Raw genomic sequence first — 21,876 nt, forward strand, 5'->3', positions numbered from 1 at the left:
CCTCCCTCATACGTGCAACTCCCCTTCGAACACAAGGGTCGCAGGTCCTGTCATGAATACATGGTTGGTTGCCTCATCCCATTCGATGAAAAGGTCTCCTCCCAGGAGACGGACGGTGGCCTTGCGCTCCGTCTTCCCGTTCAGCACGCAGGCCACCAGCGTTGCGCAGGCCCCGGTGCCGCAGGCCAGTGTCTCTCCTGTCCCCCGCTCCCAGACCCGCATCTTCACCGTCTCCCGGTCCAGCACCTGGACGAATTCCACGTTGGTCTTCCTGGGGAACTTCGCGTCCACTTCCACCTGGCGTCCGATCTCCTCCACCGGGAAGGCGTCGGTGTCCTCCACGAAGGTCACCGCATGGGGGTTGCCCATGGAGACGCAGGTGAAGGGGAAACTCCGGCCCGAAGCTTCCACGACTTCCGCCAGCACCGGCTGGGCGTCGCTGGCTACGGGAATCTTGACCGGATCAAGGACAGGCTCGCCCATGTCCACCCTTACCTTTGCTATTGTACCATCTTCCTCCGTAAGTTCCAACACCTTCAAGCCCGCCAGGGTGTCCACCCGGACCACCTTCTCCCTGGTCATGCCCTTGTCGTAGACGTATTTGCCCACGCAGCGGATGGCGTTTCCGCACATCTCCGCTTCGGACCCGTCGGGATTGAACATCCGCATGCGGAAGTCTCCTGCAGTTCCCGGCAGGATGACCACCAGTCCGTCCGAACCCACCCCAAAATTCCGGTTGCTCACCTTCCTGGCCATGGCCGGGTAATCCTCTATGGTTTCCTGAAATCCGCTCACATAGACGTAGTCGTTGCCGCATCCATGCATCTTTGTAAATTTCATCTTTTCACCCCAATCGTTTCATTTCAATTGTTTTAGTAGTTCCGATTAATAACACTATTATACACCATCGTTTTCCCCTGTGCAAGGGGGAGTTTCCACTTTCTTCTTCCTTCCCCTCCCCATGTTTGCTATAATGCAAGAAGAACCACGGAAGGAAAGGAGGTCCTCATGAATTTCGGAAGACACGCAAGCATCCAAAAGCAGCAGAGGCTGCATTCCACTTCCACCAGACTCAAGAACCTGGTGGGCACGTCGGCCGTGAAGCTTCTGGTTTTCGCCCTTGTCCTGGGAGGTGCGGGCGGTTTCATGGGAGGTCTGGGGGCGGTCAACGCCATCATCGACTCGGCGCCCGAAACGTCCCTGGCGGACGTCCAGCCCAGGGGCTATGCGACCATCCTGTATGCGGACGACGGGGTGGAGACCCAGCGTCTCCATGCCGCGGAAGCCAACCGGATCTATGTGGAATACGAACAGATTCCTGCGCATGTGCGGAACGCATTCATCGCCATAGAAGACGAGCGCTTCTGGGAGCACAACGGCATCGACGCCAAGGGGATCGTCCGCGCCATCTTCAGCAACCTGGAGGAAGGGGACCTGAAGGCTTCGGGGGCCAGCACCATCACCCAGCAGCTGATCAAGAACAACGTCCTCTCCACCCAGAAGAGCTGGGAACGCAAGATCCAGGAGCAGTACCTTGCGGTGGAGCTGGAAAAGAAGATGACAAAGGAACAGATCCTTGAGTACTACCTGAACACGGCGGCCTGCGGCCGGGGAACCAACGGCGTCCAGTCCGCCGCGAACACCTATTTCAACAAGGACGTGGGGGAACTGACCATCGCCGAGGCCGCAGCCATCGCCGGCATCACCCAGCGGCCGTCCTTCTACGATCCGGTCGCCAATCCCGAGAACAACCGGGTCCGCCAGCTGACGGTACTGGCCAAGATGGAGGAACTGGGCTACATTACCCCCCAAGAGCGGGCGGCCGCCGAGGCGGAGGACGTCTATGACCATATCCAGCTGGTACAGGAGAGCACCGTCCAGAACAACCGCCATTCCTATTTCGTGGACGAAGTCATCCAGCGTGTGGCCGAAGACCTCCGGGTCATGAAGGGCTACACGGAAAACCAGGCCTACCAGCTGATCTACCGGGGAGGCCTCCGTATCCAGACCACCCAGAACCTGCAGATTCAAAAGACCCTGGACGAGGTCTTCCTGGACGAGTCCAGCTTCCCTCCCCACAAGGAGGATTATGCCGTCAAGGCGATGGTCAGCCTGAGCCTGCGCACGGAGGCGGGGGTCAAGAACCTCTACAAGGAGCAGCAGTTCCCCACCCAGCAGGCGGCCGAAAGCTTCAAGGAGGCCTTGCGGGCCCAATGGCTGGAGGAATGGCAGGCAGAGGAGGCGGACGTCCTGGGGGAGACGGTCAATTACATCCCCCAACCCCAGGCAGCCATGGTCATCTCCGACTACCACAACGGCCATGTGAAGGCCCTGAACGGGGGCCGGGGGCCCAAGACCGGCAACCAGACGTTCAACCGCGCCACCCAGGCCAAACGGCAGCCCGGCTCCACCTTCAAGGTGCTGGCGGCCTATGTCCCCGCCATCGACGTGAAGGGATACACCCTGGCCACGGTCCTGGACGACGTGCCCACCATATTCCGCTACGGCACGGCGCCGGCCTACATCCCGAAGAACTGGTACGACACCCCCTCGGCCGCCTTCAACTACAGGGGGCTTTCCACTGTCCGGGAAGGCATCGCCGACTCCATGAACATCCTTGCCGTCCGGACCATCCATGACATCTCCCCCCAGCTGGGATACGAATACCTGCTGAAGATGGGATTCACCACCCTGGTGGACGACGTGGTCCTGGGGGGCAAGACCTTTTCCGACAAGACCCTGTCCCTCCCTCTGGGAGGACTCACCAGCGGGGTTACCCCCCTGGAGCTGAATGCGGCCTACGGCACCATCGCAAACAAGGGGATCTATGTGGAGCCCGTCTTCTACACCCAGGTGCTGGACCACAACGGGAATGTGCTGCTGGAGAAGGTCCCCGTCACCCATACGGTCATGAAGGAGACCACCGCCTTCCTGCTTACCAGCGCCATGGAAAGCGTGGTGAAGACCGGCACGGCCACCCAGGTCCAGTTCCAACGGAACACCATGGCCGTAGCAGGGAAGACGGGAACCACCTCGGACAACTATGACGTTGTCTTCGCGGGATACACCCCCTACTATGCGGCCACCATCTGGATGGGGTACGACACCCCCGCCAGGATGGCCTATCTCCAGGGATACCACAAGTTCATCTGGAGGGACGTGATGGACAGGATCCACGACGGGCTGCCTTACAAGGAGTTCACCATCCCCCCGGGAATCGTCCAGGCCCCGGTCTGCAACGAATCGGGCAAGCTCCCCACCTCCCTGTGCTCGGCCGACCCCAGGGGCGGGACCGTGCGCTACGAGTACTTCGTGGAAGGCACCCAACCCACCGAAAGTTGCGACGTCCATGTAGCGGCGGATGTCTGCACCGTCTCCGGCCTGCTGGCCACCCAGTACTGTCCGGAACACACCCGCCAGCCCAAGGTATTCATCAAGCGGCCGGAACCTGTGAATCCGGAAGCCTGGGCGGGAGGCAGTCCTCCGAGGATCGCCGACGCCAGATACCAGCTTCCCGGAACCTACTGCAATTTCCACGGCCCCATTCTGCAGCCCATCACACCGCCGAAGGAGGAAACGCCGGAGGCGCTCCCCCAGGATCCGGTGGACTTCGGCCAATGACCCCGGATCCATCAAAGAAACCCTTGCATTTGTACAGACTGCCACTATAATAAGAAAGACGGCATCATACTTAAAGGAGCGATAAAATGTTGACTACAAACCTGACCGAATTGCTGCAGGAGGCCTTCACCCAGGCCGGATACGACAAGTCCTATGCGGTGGTGGTGAAATCCCAGCGGCCGGAGCTCTGCCAGTTCCAATGCAACGGATGCATGAGCGCCTCCAAACAATACAAGAAACCTCCCTTCGTCCTTGCGGAGGAAGTGGTCGCCCGGCTGAAGGGGCTGGAAGGCGCGGACGCCATCCTCCAGTCCGCGGAGGTGGCCAAGCCCGGCTTCATCAACCTCACCCTCCAGGACAGTTTCCTGGCTTCCGCCATGGACCATCTGCGCACCGACGGACGGGCCGGGGTAGGGCTTGCCCCGTCCCCCTACACGATCGTGCTGGACTACGGCGGACCCAACATCGCAAAGCCCCTCCATGTGGGCCATCTGCGGACCGCCATCATCGGGGAATCCATCAAGCGCCTGTCCCGCTTCCTGGGGCACGAGGTCATCGGCGACATCCATCTGGGGGACTGGGGCCTGCAGATGGGCATGGTGATTTCGGAAATCCGGCGTCGCCAGCCGGACCTGCCCTATTTCGACGAGAATTACAGCGGCGCGTATCCCTCGGAGCCCCCCTTCACCCTGGAAGACCTGGAAGAGATTTATCCCATGGTGAGCAAGCTGGCCAAGGAGGACGAGGCCGTGAACGCCGCCGCCAAGGAGGCCACCTTCGACCTCCAGAACGGCCGCCGTGGCTACGTGGCCCTCTGGAAGCACATCGTGGACCTGTCCCTGGGGGACATCCGCAAGAACTACGCCCGGCTGGGCGTGGATTTCGACCTCTGGTACGGAGAGAGCACCAGCAACGCCTATGTGGAGGACGTGATCGAAATCCTCCAGGAACAGAACGCCCTGTACGAAAGCCAGGGGGCCATGGTGGTGGATGTGGGGCGTCCCGACGACAAGAAGGAGATTCCCCCCATCATCATCTATAAGTCCGACGGTTCCATCCTCTATGGGACCACGGACCTGGCCACCCTGTACCAGCGGGCCAAGGACTTCGACCCCGACTATGTGCTGTATGTGGTGGACAGCCGCCAGGCGAACCATTTCCTCCAGGTCTTCCGCTGCGCAACCGACCACGGGATTGTGGCCGAGCACACGAAGCTGGAGCACATCGGGTTCGGGACCATGAACGGGAAGGACGGCAAGCCCTTCAAGACCAGGGAGGGCGGCGTGCTGCGCCTTTCGGACCTGATCGACATGGTGGAGAACAACGCCCGGGAGAAGATCCTGGACAAGGAAGGTCTGGACGTGGAAGAGGTGACCCACAAGGTGGGTCTTGCCACCCTCAAGTTCGCCGACCTTTCCAATTACCGGATGAAGGACTACATCTTCGACCTGGACAAGTTCTCTTCCTTCGAAGGCAAGACCGGCCCCTACATCCTCTACACCAACGTGCGGATCAACAACATCCTGAGCAAGCTGGAAGGGACCGTCCCCGGCCCCATCCTTCCCGCCGCCAGCGAGGTGGAGAGGCAGATCTTCCTGAAGGTCGGGGAACTCCCCCATGCCCTGGAGACCGCGTTCATCGAGCGGGCCCCCAGCGTGGTCTGCGAGTATGTCTACGAACTCTCCACCCTGCTGAACGGGTTCTACCACGCCCACCACATCCTGAACGAAAAGGACCTGGAACGGAAGCAGAGCTGGGTCTCCCTGCTCCTGCTGGCCAAAAAGGTGTCCGGCATCTGCCTGGACATCCTGGGACTGGAAGTTCCTGAGCGGATGTGACGACCCTTAGGGATGCCGGACCGGCGACAAAAAAGCGCTCCAAGCCATTTCAAATGGCCTGGAGCGCTTTTTTTCATGGAGTTTTTCATCGTTCCCCTTCCGGTCCCATCGCCGGCAGGATGGCGTCCAGGGCCCTGCAGAGGGGTCCCACCCGTCCGTAGACCTTCCTGTAGACCTTCCTGTAGAGGGAGGCGTAGAGCCTGGCGTTTGCGGGGTCCGGCTGGAAGACGTCCCGCACGTGGACCATGGCCTCCACCGCCTCCCCATAGGAGGCGAAATCCCCCTTGGCCGCATAGGCGGCCACCGCCGCGCCCAGGGCCGCCGCCTCAGCGGTCTGGATCCGTACCACCGGCAGACCGAAGATGTCTGCTGTGATCTGGCAGATTTCCCCGCTTTGGGAGCCGCCCCCGGACAGCCGGATCTCCCGGATCCGGACGCCGGATTTCCTTTCCATCTTCTTCATTCCTTCCAGCAGGGCGAAGCCGATCCCCTCCAGGATAGCCCTGTAGAGGTGGAACCGGGTGTGGTGGTCTGAAAAGCCCAGGATGGTACCTTTGGACTCCGGCCTCTTCAGCGCCGGCTTCCAGTAGGGCTGGAGGACCAGTCCGCCGCTGCCGGGTCCGACCTCCGCAAGCCTCCTGTTCAGGAGCTCCTCCGGGGCGATCCCCAGCCGGCGGGCCTCCCCTACTTCCTCCCGGGCGAACTCCCCCTTGAACCAGCTGAGCATCCAGTAGCCCCGGTACACCTGGACCTCCGGGTTGTAGGACCCAGGGACCACGGCGGGGAAAGGGGGGATGAACCGCTCCGTCTCGTAATAGCGGCCTGCGGTGGTCTGGATGGTGGCGCTGGTCCCCAGGGAGACGGCCGCCCTCCCCTCCTCCAGGCACCCCACCCCCAGGGTCTCGCACCCCTTGTCCGAGCCCGCGGCATGGACAAGGACCCCCGGAGGCAGCCCCAGCTCCCCGGCCACGGAGGGCAGCAGGGGGCCGATGGGAACTCCCGGCTCCACCAGGCGGCACAGCTTCTCCCGGGGAATCTGGAATACCCACGCCTTCAGGCCCCAGGGGGATTCCCACCGGAACTTCCTGTAGTTGAAGGGGATGTGCCCCACCTGGTTGGCGGGGCAGTCCAGGAACCGCCCCGTCATGCGGAAGTTGAAATAGCCGGAAAGTAGGAGGAACCGGTGGGTCCTCTTCCAGACCTCCGGTTCCCGTTCCTGGATCCAATGGGCATGGCAGTGGCGGCTCATGGTCTTCACCACCGGCCACATGCCGGTCAGCGCCGTCCCCAGGACATAGGGCCAGGGAACGGGCTTGTGCCTGGGGACGGTCCTCTGGTCCGCCCAGGAGATGGCCGGCCTAAGGACCTTCCCTTCCCCGTCCAACAGGACACAGGTATCCCGTTGGGTGGTCAGGGAGACCGTGTCCACCTTGGCAAGGACCTCCCCAGAGGTCTTTCCTATCTCCCGGACGGCCTCCCCCATGGCGTCCCAGAACACCTGGGGGTCCTGCTCCGCAAGCCCCGGCCTGCCGGAGACAGTGGGCCCATAGGCCCGCCTGGCTGCGGCCAGGGTGTTCCCTTCCCGGTCGAAGACCAAGGCCTTCACGCTTTGGGTGCCCACGTCAATGGCCAGAACCCATCCCTTTTTCCCCCAACCACGCAAAGTAATCCACCCCCATTTCGCGCAGACCCTCCAGCAGCTTCCCCACAGGCAGGCCAACCACGTTGAAGTAATCCCCTTCGATCCCTTCCACCAGAACGGCCCCATAGCCTTGGATGCCGTAGGCCCCCGCCTTGTCCAGGGGCTCCCCGGTCCCTATGTAGCCTTCCATCTCCTCCCTGGCAAAAGGGCGCATCCGCACCTTGGTGACCCCGTGGGAGACGAACTCCCGTCCCCCCACCGGGTCCAGAAGGGCGATTCCCGTAACCACCAGGTGCTCCCTGCCGGAAAGCCTCCCGAGGAACTCCAGGGCCTCCGCCCTGTCCCTGGGCTTGCCCAGGATCCTTCCCTCGAACACCACCACCGTGTCGGCCCCCAGGACAAGCTCTCCCGGGCGCACGTCTTCCGCCGCTCCGGCCGCCTTGCCCCTGGCCAGCGCCTCCACCAGCTCCACCGGATCCTCCGACCTTTCCAGGCAAAGGTCCTCGTCGAACCAACTCTGCCGCACAGAAAAAGGAATCCCCAGATTCCTGAGGATTTCCTTGCGGCGGGGCGACTGGGACGCCAATAGGATCTTGTGCTTCATCCCTTCCCGCTCCTTCCCTATTCCATGATGATGTTGAATATTTCCGTCCGCCTTCCGATGTTCTTGTTCATGGCAACCAGCCAGAAATGGGCCATGGTGCCTTGGGGGATCTCCCAGACGTAGCTGGCCTCCTGCTCCTCCAGGCTCGCATCCCCCGCCACCTCGAACCGGGCAGCCAGGCTCTGGAGCTCATAGGTCTCCGTGCCCGAGGGGGTGGAAAAGATCTCGACGGCGTCGCATTGCCCCTTGTACCGGATCCGAATCTCCAGCCGTCCATCCGCCCCCGGGGTCACCCAGCCGTCCCGCATGGCGTCGTTCCCCTGCATGTCGAGGAACTGGACCTCCAGGACCTCCGGAGCCAGCCCTTCCGCCGTGGCGTACTGGCTGGCCTGCAGGATCTCGATGGCCTGCCGGTTCGCCTGGTTCTCATAATATTGCCGGTAGTTGTAGTAACCGGAAAAAAACAGCAGGACCAGAAGCCCCATGCACGCCATCCTGCCCAACACCTTCTTATTCTCCATCCGCTGCTCCTCCCGGTCCTTTCCTTACCATTTCGTCTCCAGGAAGGTCTTGCCCTCCAGGTCCTTCACCTTGAAACCGTCCTCCTCCAGCACCCCGTAACTGTGGGGGGTGCCGTTCTTGGGCAAGGCGACGGACCCCGGATTCAGGATGTGGATGCCGGCCTTTTGGTGGACCGTAGGGATGTGGGTGTGCCCCTGCAGGAACACGTCCCCCGGCACCAGGGGCGGAAGGTTCTCTTCGCTGAAATGATGTCCGTGGTGGAGGAAGATCCTCCGTCCCCCATAAAAAACCGTGCTTTGGTCCGACAAGATGGGGAATTCCAGGACCATCTGGTCCACTTCCCCGTCGCAGTTCCCCCGCACGGCAATGATCTTCCCTTTCAGCGGATTCAACCGGGCAATCACCGCCTTCGGGTCGTAGCCTTCCGGCAGGGGGTTCCGGGGTCCATGGTAGAGGAAGTCCCCCAGCACCAGCAGATACGCCGCCGCCTCAGCCTCGAAACGGGCCAAGGCCTTCTCCAAATAGAAGTCGGACCCATGGATGTCCGACAGAACCATCAATTTCATCAGGAACTCCTTTTGTTCATTTCGCTTTTTTCCATTATAACCCGGTTTGTTTTTTATGGCAACGTGCAACAGCCTTTTCCCCCGATTAATTTGCGGCCCGTCAGATCGTCATCTTCCAGCTGCTGCTGTCCAGCCACGCCTTCCGTTCCCCATAGTCGGGCAAGACCTTTCCCACCAGCCTCCAGAAGGACCTGTCGTGGTTCATGTGGTGCAGGTGGGCCATCTCGTGGACGACGATGGCGTCCACCACCGCCAGGGGGGTCATGGCCAGCTTCCAGTGGAAACTCAGCTCCCGCTTGGAGTTGCAGGTCCCCCAGTAGCTGCTGGAGTCGCAGATCTTGATCTTGGTGGGCTTCACCTGGAAATGCCGCTGGTATTCCCGGATCCGCTCCTCCACCAGGGCCTTGCAGCGCTGCCTGTAGAACCTAAGCAGGGCTCCCCGGACCTCCTCGTCCCTGTGCTCCCGCACCCGGACATGGAGGGTCCGTCCATCGAATTCCACCGTGTTCTTGGGGATTTCCGGCTCTTCCAGGACCTGGATGGGGTAGTCCGCCCCCAGGTAGAGGAAGCGCTCCCCGTGGTCGTAGACCTTGGGCCGATGGCCCGCGGTCCGCTCCTTCATCTCCCCCACCTTCTCCAGGATCCAGGGGGCCTTGTTCTCCACCACTTCCAGGATGGCCGCTTCCGGGCATCCCTTGGGGGCCCGGACCTCCACATGCCCGTAGACGTCGATGTGGATGCCGATGGTCTTCCGCTTCCGGTAGGTGAGGGAGAAGCCGATTTCCTTTCCTTCGTATGTGAGCGTCATTTTCCCGCCTCCTCCACAATCCCCTGGACCCGCCCCACCGCGTCCCCCTCCACCAGCATCACCTTGATCCCGTGGGGATGGGTCCTGCTGTTGGTGAGGATCCGCTTCACATGCCCCCGGGTCAGTTTCCCCGTCCGCTGGTCCTTCTTCAATACGATGTCCACCAGGGCCCCGACCTTGACCTCTTCCCTGTTCTTTCCATTCACTGTCCTGTACCTCCTCTTCCCAAACGCTCCCCGATCTCCAGGAAGCTTCCGATTTCCTCCGGCCCCTTTGTCCGGACCCCCTGCCGGTACCAGAGGGCCTGCATGCCCAAGGCCCGGGGAGCCAGATAGTCGCATTCCCGGTCGTCCCCCACGAACAGGGTCTCCCCGTAGGCGAATCCCGTCCTCTCCGCCAGGTAGGCGTAGGTCCTGGGGTGGGGCTTGCGCCATCCCGCCTCCATGGAGGTGTGGATGCCGGCGAACAGTTCCCCGACCCCGCAGCGCTCCAGAAGCCGGGCGATTCCCCCCTCCACCTTGAAGTTGGAGAGGACATGCAGGGGAAGCTCCTTTGCCAAGGCTTCCAGCGCCTTCCGCTTCTCCCCGGAAACATAGCAGTGGCTTCCGTAAATCCCCATGAATCGCTCTTCCATCTCCGCAGCCATGGCCAGGATTCCCCTGCGGTCCAGTCCGGGCAGGACCTTTTCGGCCACCCGCGCGTACCTGGCCCGCAAGGGATATTCCCGCAGTCCTTGGAATTCCGCCTCCAGGGCAAGGGCGGCTTCCCGGTAGGCCATAAGGAGGCCTTCCCGGTCCAGGCCGCTCAAGCGCTCCAGCCCGGAACCCTCCAGCCCCCAGAGGAAATAGTCGTCCTTTCCGGGCAGGAGGTCCATGTCGATGAGGGTCTCCATGCAGTCGAATGCGATTGTCCTGATCATGCTTCCTCCTTCCGGTATCCCAGTACGAACCGGCGCTTGATGGAGACGAAGGCCTCCAGGTCGTTCAGGTACTGGTACAGGGAGGCCCGGTTCTCGAACTCCTCCCGGCTGGCGGGGAGGGGCTGGGTCTTGAAGAAGGCCTTCAGCCTTCCGATCTCCTCCAGCAGCTCCTCCCCCGAGTTCTCCTCGGCGATGGCCGCCGACAGCCGTTCGGTGAACCTGGCCAGGACGCTGCCCTGCTCCCGGGCCACATGGATGACGTCGAAATGCCGGCACATGTGGCGGAGCTGGTTGTGCTGCTCCTCCCGCATCCGGAAATACGCAAGATAGTACTGCCGGTTGTGGAGGTAGTCGCTGTTGATGAAGGCTTCCGCCTTCTCTTTGCCCCTTTGGATGGTCTCCTCCAGGGCCTCCAGGGAAACCTGTTCCGTGTCCAGCCTGCACTGGTTCTCCAGCTGGCTTCCCATGTGCAGGAGCACGGCCCTAAGCTGCCCTTCCAGGTCGCCGATGAGTTCCCGGATGATCCTCTCCGTGCTGGGCATGTAGAGGTTCAGCAGGAGGGCCGTGGCCACCCCCACCAGCATGAGCCCCATCTCGTTGGCCAGGACGGGCAGGTCCGCCCGCTCCAGGGCGTAGACATGGGTGACCAGCACCGTGTTCACCACCAGGCCCGCATTGGCCCTGGCGGCCAGGACCCCCGCCACGAACAGGAACAGGAAGCCCCCGAAGGCCGCCAGGTTGAAGCCGAAGGTCCTAAAGGCCAGGCTGGACAGCAGCAGGGCCGCCGCCGCAGTGGCCACCCTTTGCCAAGCGGTCCGGGGGCTCTGGCGCACCGGATCCAGGAACATCAGCAGGGTGATGACCCCTGCGGAGAGGGAGAACTCCAAGCCCGCCAGTTCCGCAACCCCCACCGCCAGGAGGAATCCCAGGGTCTTCTTCGCGGCTCTAAAGAGCAGGAACCACATGGGGGAACCTTTTCCTGAGTTCTTCCAGGGAGGGGATGGAGCTCCTGCCCCCCAGCTTCTCCACCGACATTCCGGCGGCGCAGGTGGCGATGGCCAGGCTGGCCGCAAGCCCCAGGTTGCGGGCAATCCCGAAGGCGAAGGCCCCGTGGAAGATGTCCCCTGCACCGGTGGTGTCCGCCGCAGCCACCGGTACGGCGGGCATGTGGCGGACGGTCCCCTCCAGACGGTAGAGGCAACCCCTTTCCCCCAGGGTGACCACCACCTGGTTGGGGTTCAGGGCCTCCGCAGCCTCCAGGGCGGGCACCATGTCCCAGGGATCCCCGCCCACAGGCATCTTCGCCAGGGTGCAGGCAAAGACCTCGGAACAGACCAGATAATCCACCACCGCCCCCAGGCGCATGGTCCCTTCCCGCACGGAGCCGGCGTCCAGGATGGTGGCGGCCGACGGGAGGCATTCCATGGCCTCCAGGGAGGCCGCAAGCTCATGCCCGTCCATCAGGAGGGTGCTCCAGCCCTTGTCCAATCCCCGCTTCCAGGCAAGTGGGGGATTCTTCGGTGGCTTGTAATTGATCAGGGTCCTGCTTCCGTTCTCCCCGTTGATGAGGATGAAGCTGCTGGAGGTCTTGAAGTCCGGGTCCAGGTCGCTGGGCTCCAGGTCCACCCCCGCCGCTTCCAGCTCCCTCCGTATCTTCTCCCCGTAAACGTCCGTTCCCAGCTTGCCGGCATAGGAAGCCGGCATCCCCCAAACGCCCAAAAGGAAGGCGGCATTGGCTGCCGGCCCTCCTCCGCATTCCTGGATGCTGTGCAATTCGTACTTCTGGTTCTCCACGGGATAGCCTTCCAGGGGAAGGGTGAAATCGTAGGCCGAATGGCCGATGCACAAAACCTTCATGGGGGCCTCCTTCTAGAAACGGTTGATGGCGCTTACGATGGCCCGGATGGATGCGCTGTCGATGCTGGAGTCGGTCCCCACGCCGAACCTGCGGACCCCCGCTCCGTTCTCCAGCTGGATGTAGGCCGCGGCCTGGGCGCTGGCCCCTCCCCCCAGGGCATGCTCCTCATAGGTCAGGAAGCGGAAGTCCTCGAAGGCCACCTTCTGCAGGCCTTCGAAGAAGGCGGAGACGGGACCGTTCCCGTGCCCCTTTATGTGGAGGGTCTCCCCGTCCAGCTTGATTTCCGCCTTGATCTTCACCCGCTCCTCTTCCCCGTCCTTGAACTCATAGGTGTAGTGGACCAGCTCCAGCCGGCCCGTCCTGTTCACGAACTCCTTCTGGAAGATGCCGAAGATTTCCGAGGGGGCAAGTTCCTTGCCCGTCTCGTCCGTCACCTTCTGCACGGGGGCGCCGGCTTCCGGATGCATGGCCTTGGGAAGCTTGTAGCCGAACTCCGATTCCAGGATGTAGGCTACGCCGCCTTTGCCCGACTGGCTGTTGATCCGGATGATGGCCTCGTACTCCCGTCCCACGTCCGCCGGGTCGATGGGCAGATAGGGCACGTCCCAGAAGTCCTCCGGCCTGTCCTTCCTTGCCAGCAAGCCCTTCCGGATGGCGTCCTGGTGGGAACCGGAAAAAGCGGTGTAGACCAGCTTGCCCGCATAGGGATGGCGGTCATGGACCGTCATGCCGGTGCATTCCTCGTATATGGAAACGATCTCGTCGATGTTCCCGACCCGGATGCCGGGGTCGATCCCCTGGGTGAAGAGGTTCATGGCCATGACCAGGATGTCCACGTTCCCTGTCCTCTCCCCGTTCCCGAACAGGGTTCCCTCGATGCGGTCCGCTCCGGCAAGCAGGGCCAGTTCGGAGGCCGCCACACCGGTCCCCCGGTCGTTGTGGGTGTGGATGCTGATCAGGACGCTGTCCCTGTTGGGGATGTTCCTGGAGAACCACTCCACCTGGTCCGCATACACGTTGGGGGTGGCCATCTCCACCGTCGCCGGCAGGTTGATGATCATCTTCCGCTGGGGGGTGGGTTTCCAGACGTCCATCACCGCCTTGCAGACCTCCAGGGCGTACTCGGGCTCCGTGCCGGTGAAGCTTTCCGGGGAATACTCGAAGGTGAACTCCGTCTCCGGGTACATGGCCGCGTACTTGTTCAGCAGGGCGGCCCCTTCCCTGGCGATTTCGACGATCTCCTCCTTGGACTTGCCGAAGACCACTTCCCGCTGCTGGACGGAGGTGGAGTTGTAGACGTGGACGATGGCCTTCTTCACGCCCTTCAGGGCTTCGAAGGACTTGGCGATCAGGTGCTCCCTGGCCTGGGTCAGCACCTGCACGCTGATGTCGTCGTCCACCAGGCCATCTTCGATGATCCTGCGCAGGAAATTGTACTCCGTTTCCGAAGCGGAGGGAAATCCCACCTCGATCTCCTTGAATCCCATCTGCTTCAGCATCTTGAAGAAGACGATCTTGGTTTCGATGCCCATGGGCACAGGCAGGGCCTGGTTGCCGTCCCGCAGGTCCACGCTGCACCAGACGGGGGCCTTCTCCACGGTCTTGGAAGGCCATGTCCTCTCTGCGAAATCCTTTACAAAAAACTGGTAGGGTCTGTACTTCTGATGATTCATGCTCATGGCCGTTCTCCTCCTGCAATCGATGCAATAAGAACGCATACTGCGTATGCGTTCAGACGATGGCATGAAAGTTGGTCCCAAGCGGGCTTGGACGAACTTCCATGCCATATAAAAAGGCCTTCCATCCCTGATTCCAGAGACGAAAGACCTGTCCTTCCGCGTTACCACTCCAATTCGCCCCATGACAAGGCGCACTTAGCAAGATACCTGCATATCTCCTCGATATAACGGTCGAACCCGACAATGCCTACTGCTACTTCAGCACGTGACTCCAGGGCTAGTTCACCATCGCTTCGCTGCCGCCTCACACCTGCCGCCGGCTCTCTGAAAGCTCTACAACCGCTACTGCTCCCCTTCATCGTCTTTCTTGAGATAAAGTTTAATGTATCATACACCATTCCGGCGTCTTTGTCAAGGCCAAAAGGCCTATGCCCCCTGGAAGAATCCCGTCAAGACCAGCAGCAGGACCACCACCAGCAGGCTGGGCAGCATGTTCGCCACCTTGATCCGCTTGATCTCCAGCAGGTTGAAGCCCAGACCCATGAGCAGGATGCCGCCGCAGGCCACCACCTCCTGGATGAAGGCCTCGTCCAGCACGTTCTCCAGGAGTCCTGCGAAAAGGGTCAGGCCTCCCTGGTAGACCAGCAGGGGGATGGCGGAGAAGAGGACGCCGATCCCCAGGGTGGAGGACAGGGCAATGGAAGCGAATCCGTCCATGATGGACTTTGTCAACAACAGGGTGGGGGCGTGCCCCGTCCCCTCCTGTATGGCCCCCAGGATGGTCAGGGACCCCATGCAGAAGAGCAGGAAAGCGGTCACGATGCCTTCCGTGAACCGGTCGTGGCTGGACTTGAAGATCCTCTTCACCTGGTCCCCCGCCTTGTTGAAACCGGCCTCCACATCCAGCAGCTCTCCCGACACCGATCCGATGATCAGTGCGAAAATCATCACCAGGACATTCTGCACCTGGAGGGCCATCTGGAGCCCCAGCATCAGGGTGAACAGGCCGATGGCCTGGAAGGCGATCTTCGTCACCCGCTCCGAAAGCCTGGCATGGAGCAGGAGTCCGATCAGGCTTCCTGCCACCACCGTGCCCACATTGACGAACGTTCCGATCATGTCCGCACCTCCCTCTCCGGCCTACAGCTTGTCCGCAATGGTGCAGACCGTGCGCTCCGTGTCTTCCCAGGAAAGGCAGGGGTCCGTGATGGATTTTCCGTAGACGCCTTCCCCCACGCCCTGGCAGCCGCCCTCGATATAGCTTTCCATCATCAGTCCCTTGATGTGCTTCTTCAGGGTCGGGTCGTAGTGCCTGTTCCGGACGATCTCATAGGCAATCCTGGGCTGCTCCAGGTATTTCTTGTTGGAGTTGGCGTGGTTCGTGTCGATGATGATGCTGGGGAAGGACAGGTCCCGCTCCAGGTATTTTTCGATCAGATAGACGATGTCCTCGTAGTGGTAGTTCGGGAAGTTCCTTCCGTACTGGTCCACGTACCCCCGCATGATGGCGTGGGCAAGGGGGTTGCCGGTGGTTTCCACCTCATGCCCCCGGAAGATGAAATTGTGTCCGATCTGGGCCGCCTTGATGGCGTTCAGCATGACCGTGATGTCGCCGCTGGTGGGGTTCTTCATCCCCACGGGAACTTCCACGCCACTGACCGTCAGCCGGTGCTGCTGGTTCTCCACGGACCTTGCACCCACGGCGATATAGCTCAAGATGTCCGAAAGGTAGGCGTAGTTCTCGGGATACAGCATCTCGTCCGCCGCGGTCATCCCCGTGTCCTCCGCAACCCGCAGATGCAGTCTTCGGATGGCCTTCAGGCCCTCCACGATGTTGGCACTGTCGTTGGGGTCGGGCTGGTGCATCATTCCCTTGTAGCCTTCTCCGGTGGTCCTTGGCTTGTTGGTGTAGATCCGGGGCACGATGAGGATCTTGTCCTTCACCTTTTCCTGCAGTCCCGCCAGTCGGCCCATGTAATCCCTGACCGCATCCTCGTTGTCTGCGCTGCAGGGGCCCACGATCAGCAGGAACTGGTCGTTCCCGCCGGTGAATATTTCCTTGATCTTGGCGTCCCTGGCGGCTTTCGCCTCCCGGACGGCGGGCGAGACGGGAGCCTCGGCGATGATTTCCTCGGGGCTTGGCAACTGCCTGACATATGTTAAACCCATGCTTCCTCCTCCAGGCCTGAAAGCGGCCTTTTCACAAATTTCCATTTAGGAATAGTTATACTACTATTGGAGGTCTTTGTCAAGCGGTTGCCGCCCTTCCCGGGCCCCTTCCGGTCAGGAGCGGGGCAGCTTCACCTTGAAGGTGGTCCCCTTGCCGGGGGTGGACTCCACCCGGACGCTTCCCTTGTAGAGTTCCGCGATGTGCTTCACGATGGAAAGCCCCAGCCCCGTGCCCCCCATGTTCCTGGAGCGCCCCCGGTCCACCCGGTAGAACCTTTCGAAGAGCCGGGGGAGGTGCTCTTCCCCGATGCCGATGCCCGTATCCTCCACCTCGATCCGCAGGGCCTTGAAGCCTTCCTTCAACCGGAGGGTCACCCGCCCCTGCTCCGTGTACTTGATGCCGTTGTCCACCAGGTTGATCAGGAGCTGCTTGATCCGGTCCGGATTGCAGGGATAGGGCCGCACCCCCTCCTGCACTTCCAGCACCAGCTCGATCCCCTTGTCTTCCGCCTTCTGTTCCAGGAGGTCCATCACCTCCCTGGCCACTTCCTCCACGGGGATGATCCGCAGGACCTTCTCCCTCCCCATGGTCTCGATCTCCCCCAGGGAAAGGATGTCGGCGATGAGGGTGTTCAGCCTCTCGGCCTCGATCTCGATGATCTCCAGGAACCGTCGGGCGGTGGCTGGGTCTTCCATGGCCCCCTCCCGGAGGGCTTCCACGAACCCCTGGATGGAGGTCAGCGGTGTCCGCAGCTCATGGGTCACATTGGAGACGAAATCCCTCCGGATGTTCTCCAGCTTCCGGATCTGGGTCACGTCCTCCACCATGACCAGCACGCCGTAGGGGTAGGGCCCCTGGGTCGTCGTCCGGATGGGGTTGGCCGTTAGCCGCAGGATCCGATCCGGTCCGCCGCTTTTCATGGTGATTTCCATGTTCCGGTAGTCTTCCTTGTCCAGGGCGTCCTCCACCAGGGAGAACAGGTCCGTGTTCCGGATGGCGGCGTAGAACTCCTGCCCCGTGACGTCCGTCTCCTCCAGCCCCAGGAGGCGCAGGAAGTTCTGGTTGTGCAGGATGAACCGGTAGTCGCCGCCGATGGCCGCCATCCCCGTCTCCATGCTGGACAGCACGGACTGGAGTTCCGCGTTCCTCTCCTCCAGCTGCCAGCGGTTCTTGTTCAAGGTATAGGTCATCTGGTTGAAGGCGTCCACCAGGACCCCGATCTCATCCGTCCGGCGGATCCGGATCTTCTCGTCGTAGTTCCCCTGGGTGATGGACAGGGCCGTGTCCGTGAGCTCCTCCACCGGTTCCATGAACCTGCGGGTGAAGACCCAGGCGGTGGCCATGGCCACGGCACCTCCCACGCCGATTCCCAGGAGCACCCCGTTGAGCAGGTCCCAGACCAGTCCCCGGACCTGCAGCATGGGAACAGAGATGCGCAGGACCCCTGTTCCTTCCCCCATCTCCAGGGGAGCGGCGAAGTAATAGTAGTACTCCTGCAGGGTGGCGCTGTAGCGGAGGGCCGTCCTCTCGCTGCCCTGGAGGGCGGCGGCCACCTCCTCCCTCCACCGGTGGTTCTCCATCTTTTCGTAGTCCATATGGGTGTCCGCCAGCACGGTCCCTTCCGGGTCCATGATGGTGATCCTGGAATTGATCTTGCTTCCGTAGTTCTCCACCAGGGACAGGTACTCTTCGGGGCTGTCCATCCCGGCCTCCCGCAGGATCCCCTGGACCAGGGTCATCTGGGTCCTGGTCTCGTTGGCGGTCCGCGTCTGGAGGTCCGCGTAGAGGCTCCTCCAGGAAAAGAGGGCCGCGATGAGCAGCGCCAGGGCTACCACACCGATTTGCAAGGCAAGCAGTTTTTTACGCATGTGGTCCTCCCTCAGCCGATCTTGTACCCCACGCCCCGGACGGTCCTGATGTATTCGGGATGTGCGTCGTCCAATTCGATCTTCTTGCGCAGGTTCCGGATGTGGACATCCACCGTCCTGGTTTCCCCATAGTATTCATAGCCCCAGATCTTCTCCAGCAACTGCTCCCGGTCGAAGACCCTCCCCCGGTTCTTCAGCAGCAGGAAAAGGAGCTCGAACTCCTTCAGGGGCAGCTCCAGCAGCTCCCCTCGGAGGAGGACCTCCCTTTTCTCCCTGTCCATGCGCAGGTCCTTGTAGGCTGCCACCGTTTCCTTCTCTCCCGGTTCCTTCTCCTGTTCCTTCGGCTCCTGGGGCTGGGTCCGGCGCAGGACCGTCTTGATCCTGGCCTGGAGCTCCCTTGCCCCGAAGGGCTTGCCCATGTAGTCGTCAGCTCCCATCTCCAGCCCCAGGACCGTGTCGATTTCCTCGTTCCTGGCCGTCAGCATGATGACCGGCACGTTCCCGTGGCGGGGGTGGCTGCGGATCCTGCGGAGGACCTCCAGCCCGTCCATGCCGGGCAGCATCAGGTCCAGGAGCACCAGGTCCACCGCTTCCCTATCCAGGATCTCCAGCCCTTTTTCCCCGTCCAAGGCCTGAAAGACCAGGTCCCCGTTCTTCTCCAGGGTATAGCGGAGGAGCTCCAGGATATGCTCTTCGTCGTCAATGGTCAAGATTCTCAATTGGGCCAAACAGGTCCCCTCCTTCCTGTGCCTGCAGTTATTTCGATTGGGGCTTGGTGCGCTCACCGCTGACGAAATACAGGACCCATTCCGCGATGTTGGTGGAATGGTCCGCCATCCGTTCCAGATACTTTGTGATGAAGATGTAGTAGATGTTCTGTCTTGTCTTGGTGGGGTCCTGTTCGATGGCCTCCACCAGGTCGTCCACGATGCTGCGGAAGAATTCGTCCACCTCGTCGTCCCTTTCGCAGACCTCTGCCGCCAGGACCTCGTCCTTCCGGATGAAGGCGTCGATGGTGTCCCGGATCATCCTCTTCACCTTTTCCGCCATCAGGAAGATCGGGGGGAGGGGTTTCACGTACCCGATTTCGCTGTTCTTCACGATGTAGGAGCAGATGTCCTCACAATGGTCACCAATCCGCTCCAGGTCCGTGACAATCTTCAATATGGATGCCACGTCCCGCAGGTCGGTGGCGATGGGCTGCTGCCTGGCCACGATGGTGAAGCACTCCTTTTCAATCTCCATCTCCATCCGGTCGATCTCGTCGTCCCTTTCCATGACCTCTGCGGCCAATGGCAGGTTGTTCTTCCGCAGGGCCTCCATGGTGTCGTCGATGGACTTTTCGATCAGGGCCCCCATCTTCACCAGGTCCTTGTGCAGGGTGTTCAGTTCCTTGTCGAATTCATAACGTATGGGCATATGCTCCTCCTGTGTTTGTATGGTTCCCGTCCCGGATGGCGGGCTTCTTCGAATCAGCATATTCTACCATTCCGAGGTAAAAGCCACGTGATTGCATTGTAAAGTTCCTGTAAAGTGTTCAGATGCCTTTCCAGACGACGAAGCCCATGAAGAGCAGCAGGCTGGCGATGGTGCTGAAGACCACCATGTTGTTGGTCAGGTCCACATGCTCCTGTTTCTTGCTATAGCTGGCGATCAGGATGGGCAGGGAGACCGGCGGGGGCAGCAGCAGGAAGACGAAGAACGCGTAGTCCATCAGCTGGCTTTGCTCCAGGAAACGGTCCAGCACCAGGAACTTGAAGAGGTAGCCTGCGGAGAAGATCAGCAGGTACCGGAGGACGGTGTACCAGAAGCTTTGGAGGATGTATTTCCTGTCGAAGGCAATTCCGTGCCCCACGATCAAGAAGATCAGGGGACTGGAAAGGGCGGTGACCATCTGTATGGTGGAAAGGATCCCCTGGCCCCACAGGCTTGCCTGGAGGGGTCCGTACAGGCCGGCCACATTCAGGAGGATCCCCAGCACCACCCCCAGGATGATGGGGGAGCGGAGGAACGCCATCAGGAATGCGGCGGTCACCCTTTCCTCCCCCAGGCGGACCTTCATGAACAGGACATAGAGGGTCCAGACGAAAAGCTCGTGGCCAATCCCCAGGAGGGCGATGTACTGGAGGTTCTCCTCCCCGAACACGGTGGCGAAGAGGGCGATGCCCAGGAAACCGAAGGCGAAGGAGGTCATCATGAAGGGGACGGTGGGGTTCTTCAGCAGTCCGGTGAGGTTCAGCAGATAGCCCAGCCCCATGAAGATGGAGCACATGAGGATGATCCCCAGGGTGGCCCCCAGCACCTGGAGGCCGATTTCCATCCGCAGGAAGGTCAGGAAGAGGACGGCCGGCAGGACCATGTTCACCACCAGCTTCTTCAGGGCCCCCATCTGCTCCGAGGTCAGGAACTGCGTTGTCTTGAAAAAATAGCCCATCCCTATGAATAGAAAGATGGGCATTGTTTTTACGATGAGCTCATTCATTTATACTCTCCTCTTCCTCTCTCCTCATTGCGGTCCTCTAGAGGACCGCCCCCTGGAGGGCTACGTCCATCATCTTTGTGAACGAGCGCTGCCGCTCCCCGCTGGTGGTGGCCTCCCGGGTGGCAAGGGAATCGGAGACCGTCAGGATGCAGCTGGCTTTCTTGCCCAATATCCTGGCGTTGGCGAAGAGGGCGAAGCTTTCCATCTCCACCGCGATGCAGCCCTCCTTGTCCCGGATGTCCTTGAAGGCCTCGTGGTCCTGCCGGTAGAACACGTCAGAGGAATGGATCCTTCCGGTGCGCAGGGGAATCCCCAGCCCTTCGGCGGCCTGGACCAGCTTCTTGTTCAGGGCTTCGCTGGCGGGCAGGACCTGCCCCTCAACCCCTCCCTGGACCTTGGCGTAGGTGGATTCCGACCAGGCCTCGGTGGCCAGCAGAACGTCGTAGAGCTTCAGTTCCGGGGCATAGGCCCCGCAGGAGCCCACCCGGATGATGTTCTCCACCTGGTAGAAGGCGAACAGCTCGTAGGAATAGATCCCGATGCTGGGCATCCCCATGCCGGACCCCATGACGGAAACCCTTTTGCCCTTCCAGGTACCTGTGTAGCCGTACATTCCCCGGACCTGGTTGAACTGGACGGCATCCTCCAGGTAATTCTCTGCGATGAACTTGGCGCGCAGGGGGTCCCCCGGCATCAACACGGTGCTGGCGATGACTCCTTGCTCCTTGACTTCGATATGCGGTGTGGGTATCATCCTCTTCTCCTCCTTCTCATGGCTCAAATGCCCATAGGCCTTTGTCCCCTTTCCTCGCGGTCCTCTCCAATTCCAGGAACCGGTCCGCCATCTTCACATCCGGAGGGAAGGTCGCCACCCTTGCATACCCCTCCTTGACAAGGACGGCGTTGAACATGTCCTCTTCCCAATCCCCGGACTCCGGCTTTCCGGTCCATACATAGCGCAGCAGGCGCCCGTACCTGTCCGTGTCGCTCACGTCCTTCTCCAGGTGCACCACCCTGCCTTCCAGGCGCTCCCTGGTGAAGGCGGCGGCCTCCTTCCCATAAGGCTCCGGATCCGACGCGTACCGTCCCACCGATTCGGGGGTATCCACGCCGATCAGCCGGACCCGCACCTCTTCCCCGCCCCCCAGGCGCACCAGGATCGTATCCCCATCCACGACCCTGGCCACGACCCCCGTCTCCAGGGGGCCATAGGCGGCCTCCATGCCCAGCAGGGCGGCCAGCAGCTCCCTATGGAGGCCGCTGGCCTGGCCTCCATAAAAAACGCCGAGCACGAGAAAA

At 61.4% G+C, this 21,876-nt stretch carries 21 protein-coding genes and 1 other annotated feature; of the genes, 2 read left to right on the forward strand and 19 right to left on the reverse strand.

Features of this window, described 5'->3' with window-relative positions:
• Positions 1 to 6 precede the first annotated feature (6 nt).
• Positions 7 to 840, reverse strand: a complete 834-nt coding sequence (gene dapF / locus GXN74_RS08385) for a diaminopimelate epimerase (protein ID WP_162370481.1) — start codon at positions 838 to 840, stop codon at positions 7 to 9.
• A gap of 168 nt (positions 841 to 1,008) precedes the next feature.
• On the opposite strand from dapF, the gene GXN74_RS08390 reads away from it, so the two are divergent.
• Together GXN74_RS08390 and argS are read left to right on the forward strand one after the other, a co-directional pair.
• Positions 1,009 to 3,621 (forward strand): transglycosylase domain-containing protein, encoded by a 2,613-nt coding sequence (locus GXN74_RS08390; protein ID WP_162370482.1) that lies wholly within the window; start codon positions 1,009 to 1,011, stop codon positions 3,619 to 3,621.
• Between the two features lie 86 nt (positions 3,622 to 3,707).
• Positions 3,708 to 5,459 carry an arginine--tRNA ligase gene (gene argS, locus GXN74_RS08395; protein ID WP_162370483.1) on the forward strand — a complete coding sequence of 584 codons (1,752 nt, stop codon included), beginning with the start codon at positions 3,708 to 3,710 and terminating at the stop codon, positions 5,457 to 5,459.
• An 85-nt stretch (positions 5,460 to 5,544) separates the two neighbouring features.
• Here argS and GXN74_RS08400 read toward each other — a convergent pair whose 3' ends face one another.
• The 18 genes from GXN74_RS08400 to GXN74_RS08485 form a co-directional block, all read right to left on the reverse strand.
• Positions 5,545 to 7,122 (reverse strand): FGGY-family carbohydrate kinase, encoded by a 1,578-nt coding sequence (locus GXN74_RS08400; protein WP_162370484.1) that lies wholly within the window; start codon positions 7,120 to 7,122, stop codon positions 5,545 to 5,547.
• The gene (locus GXN74_RS08405; RefSeq protein WP_162370485.1) at positions 7,082 to 7,705 is read right to left on the reverse strand and encodes a Maf family protein; all 624 of its coding nucleotides are present in this window, start codon (positions 7,703 to 7,705) and stop codon (positions 7,082 to 7,084) included. Before GXN74_RS08405 ends, GXN74_RS08400 begins: the two co-directional genes overlap by 41 nt.
• Before the next feature lie 17 nt (positions 7,706 to 7,722).
• Positions 7,723 to 8,226, reverse strand: a complete 504-nt coding sequence (locus tag GXN74_RS08410; RefSeq protein ID WP_162370486.1) for a hypothetical protein — start codon at positions 8,224 to 8,226, stop codon at positions 7,723 to 7,725.
• 24 nt (positions 8,227 to 8,250) lie between these two features.
• The gene (gene yfcE, locus GXN74_RS08415) at positions 8,251 to 8,793 is read right to left on the reverse strand and encodes a phosphodiesterase (RefSeq protein ID WP_162370487.1); all 543 of its coding nucleotides are present in this window, start codon (positions 8,791 to 8,793) and stop codon (positions 8,251 to 8,253) included.
• A gap of 100 nt (positions 8,794 to 8,893) precedes the next feature.
• A complete protein-coding gene (locus tag GXN74_RS08420; RefSeq protein ID WP_162370488.1) occupies positions 8,894 to 9,601 on the reverse strand; it encodes a M48 family metallopeptidase in 708 nt (235 codons plus the stop codon).
• Positions 9,598 to 9,807, reverse strand: coding sequence for a YwbE family protein (locus GXN74_RS14485; RefSeq protein WP_162370489.1), 210 nt, complete (start codon positions 9,805 to 9,807; stop codon positions 9,598 to 9,600). The genes GXN74_RS08420 and GXN74_RS14485 overlap by 4 nt, the downstream gene beginning before the upstream one ends.
• Positions 9,804 to 10,520, reverse strand: a complete 717-nt coding sequence (locus tag GXN74_RS14855; RefSeq protein WP_162370490.1) for an HAD family hydrolase — start codon at positions 10,518 to 10,520, stop codon at positions 9,804 to 9,806. Before GXN74_RS14855 ends, GXN74_RS14485 begins: the two co-directional genes overlap by 4 nt.
• Entirely contained in the window at positions 10,517 to 11,485 is a 969-nt protein-coding gene (locus tag GXN74_RS08435) for an aromatic acid exporter family protein (protein WP_162370491.1), read from the reverse strand. Before GXN74_RS08435 ends, GXN74_RS14855 begins: the two co-directional genes overlap by 4 nt.
• Positions 11,466 to 12,377 (reverse strand): carbohydrate kinase family protein, encoded by a 912-nt coding sequence (locus tag GXN74_RS08440; RefSeq protein ID WP_162370492.1) that lies wholly within the window; start codon positions 12,375 to 12,377, stop codon positions 11,466 to 11,468. The genes GXN74_RS08435 and GXN74_RS08440 overlap by 20 nt, the downstream gene beginning before the upstream one ends.
• A 12-nt stretch (positions 12,378 to 12,389) precedes the next feature.
• Positions 12,390 to 14,051: a 2-isopropylmalate synthase gene (gene leuA, locus GXN74_RS08445; protein WP_162370510.1), complete on the reverse strand. Its 1,662-nt coding sequence runs from the start codon at positions 14,049 to 14,051 to the stop codon at positions 12,390 to 12,392.
• A gap of 138 nt (positions 14,052 to 14,189) precedes the next feature.
• Positions 14,190 to 14,425 (reverse strand) — a binding site (T-box leader).
• 58 nt (positions 14,426 to 14,483) lie between these two features.
• Positions 14,484 to 15,176, reverse strand: a complete 693-nt coding sequence (locus tag GXN74_RS08450; RefSeq protein ID WP_162370493.1) for a DUF554 domain-containing protein — start codon at positions 15,174 to 15,176, stop codon at positions 14,484 to 14,486.
• 21 nt (positions 15,177 to 15,197) lie between these two features.
• Positions 15,198 to 16,226, reverse strand: coding sequence for a 3-deoxy-7-phosphoheptulonate synthase (locus tag GXN74_RS08455; RefSeq protein ID WP_162370494.1), 1,029 nt, complete (start codon positions 16,224 to 16,226; stop codon positions 15,198 to 15,200).
• A gap of 114 nt (positions 16,227 to 16,340) precedes the next feature.
• Positions 16,341 to 18,095 carry a HAMP domain-containing sensor histidine kinase gene (locus GXN74_RS08460; RefSeq protein ID WP_162370495.1) on the reverse strand — a complete coding sequence of 585 codons (1,755 nt, stop codon included), beginning with the start codon at positions 18,093 to 18,095 and terminating at the stop codon, positions 16,341 to 16,343.
• A gap of 11 nt (positions 18,096 to 18,106) precedes the next feature.
• The gene (locus tag GXN74_RS08465) at positions 18,107 to 18,823 is read right to left on the reverse strand and encodes a winged helix-turn-helix domain-containing protein (RefSeq protein WP_162370496.1); all 717 of its coding nucleotides are present in this window, start codon (positions 18,821 to 18,823) and stop codon (positions 18,107 to 18,109) included.
• A gap of 28 nt (positions 18,824 to 18,851) precedes the next feature.
• Positions 18,852 to 19,514, reverse strand: coding sequence for a phosphate signaling complex protein PhoU (gene phoU, locus GXN74_RS08470; RefSeq protein WP_162370497.1), 663 nt, complete (start codon positions 19,512 to 19,514; stop codon positions 18,852 to 18,854).
• Between the two features lie 118 nt (positions 19,515 to 19,632).
• A complete protein-coding gene (locus tag GXN74_RS08475) occupies positions 19,633 to 20,577 on the reverse strand; it encodes an AEC family transporter (RefSeq protein WP_162370498.1) in 945 nt (314 codons plus the stop codon).
• 37 nt (positions 20,578 to 20,614) lie between these two features.
• A complete protein-coding gene (deoD, locus tag GXN74_RS08480) occupies positions 20,615 to 21,331 on the reverse strand; it encodes a purine-nucleoside phosphorylase (RefSeq protein ID WP_162370499.1) in 717 nt (238 codons plus the stop codon).
• A gap of 16 nt (positions 21,332 to 21,347) precedes the next feature.
• Positions 21,348 to 21,869, reverse strand: coding sequence for a thermonuclease family protein (locus tag GXN74_RS08485; protein WP_343032809.1), 522 nt, complete (start codon positions 21,867 to 21,869; stop codon positions 21,348 to 21,350).
• Positions 21,870 to 21,876 lie beyond the last annotated feature (7 nt).

Origin of the sequence: Anaerotalea alkaliphila (assembly GCF_010179735.1) — a bacterium.
GTDB classification, from domain to species: Bacteria; Bacillota; Clostridia; order Lachnospirales; family Vallitaleaceae; genus Anaerotalea; species Anaerotalea alkaliphila.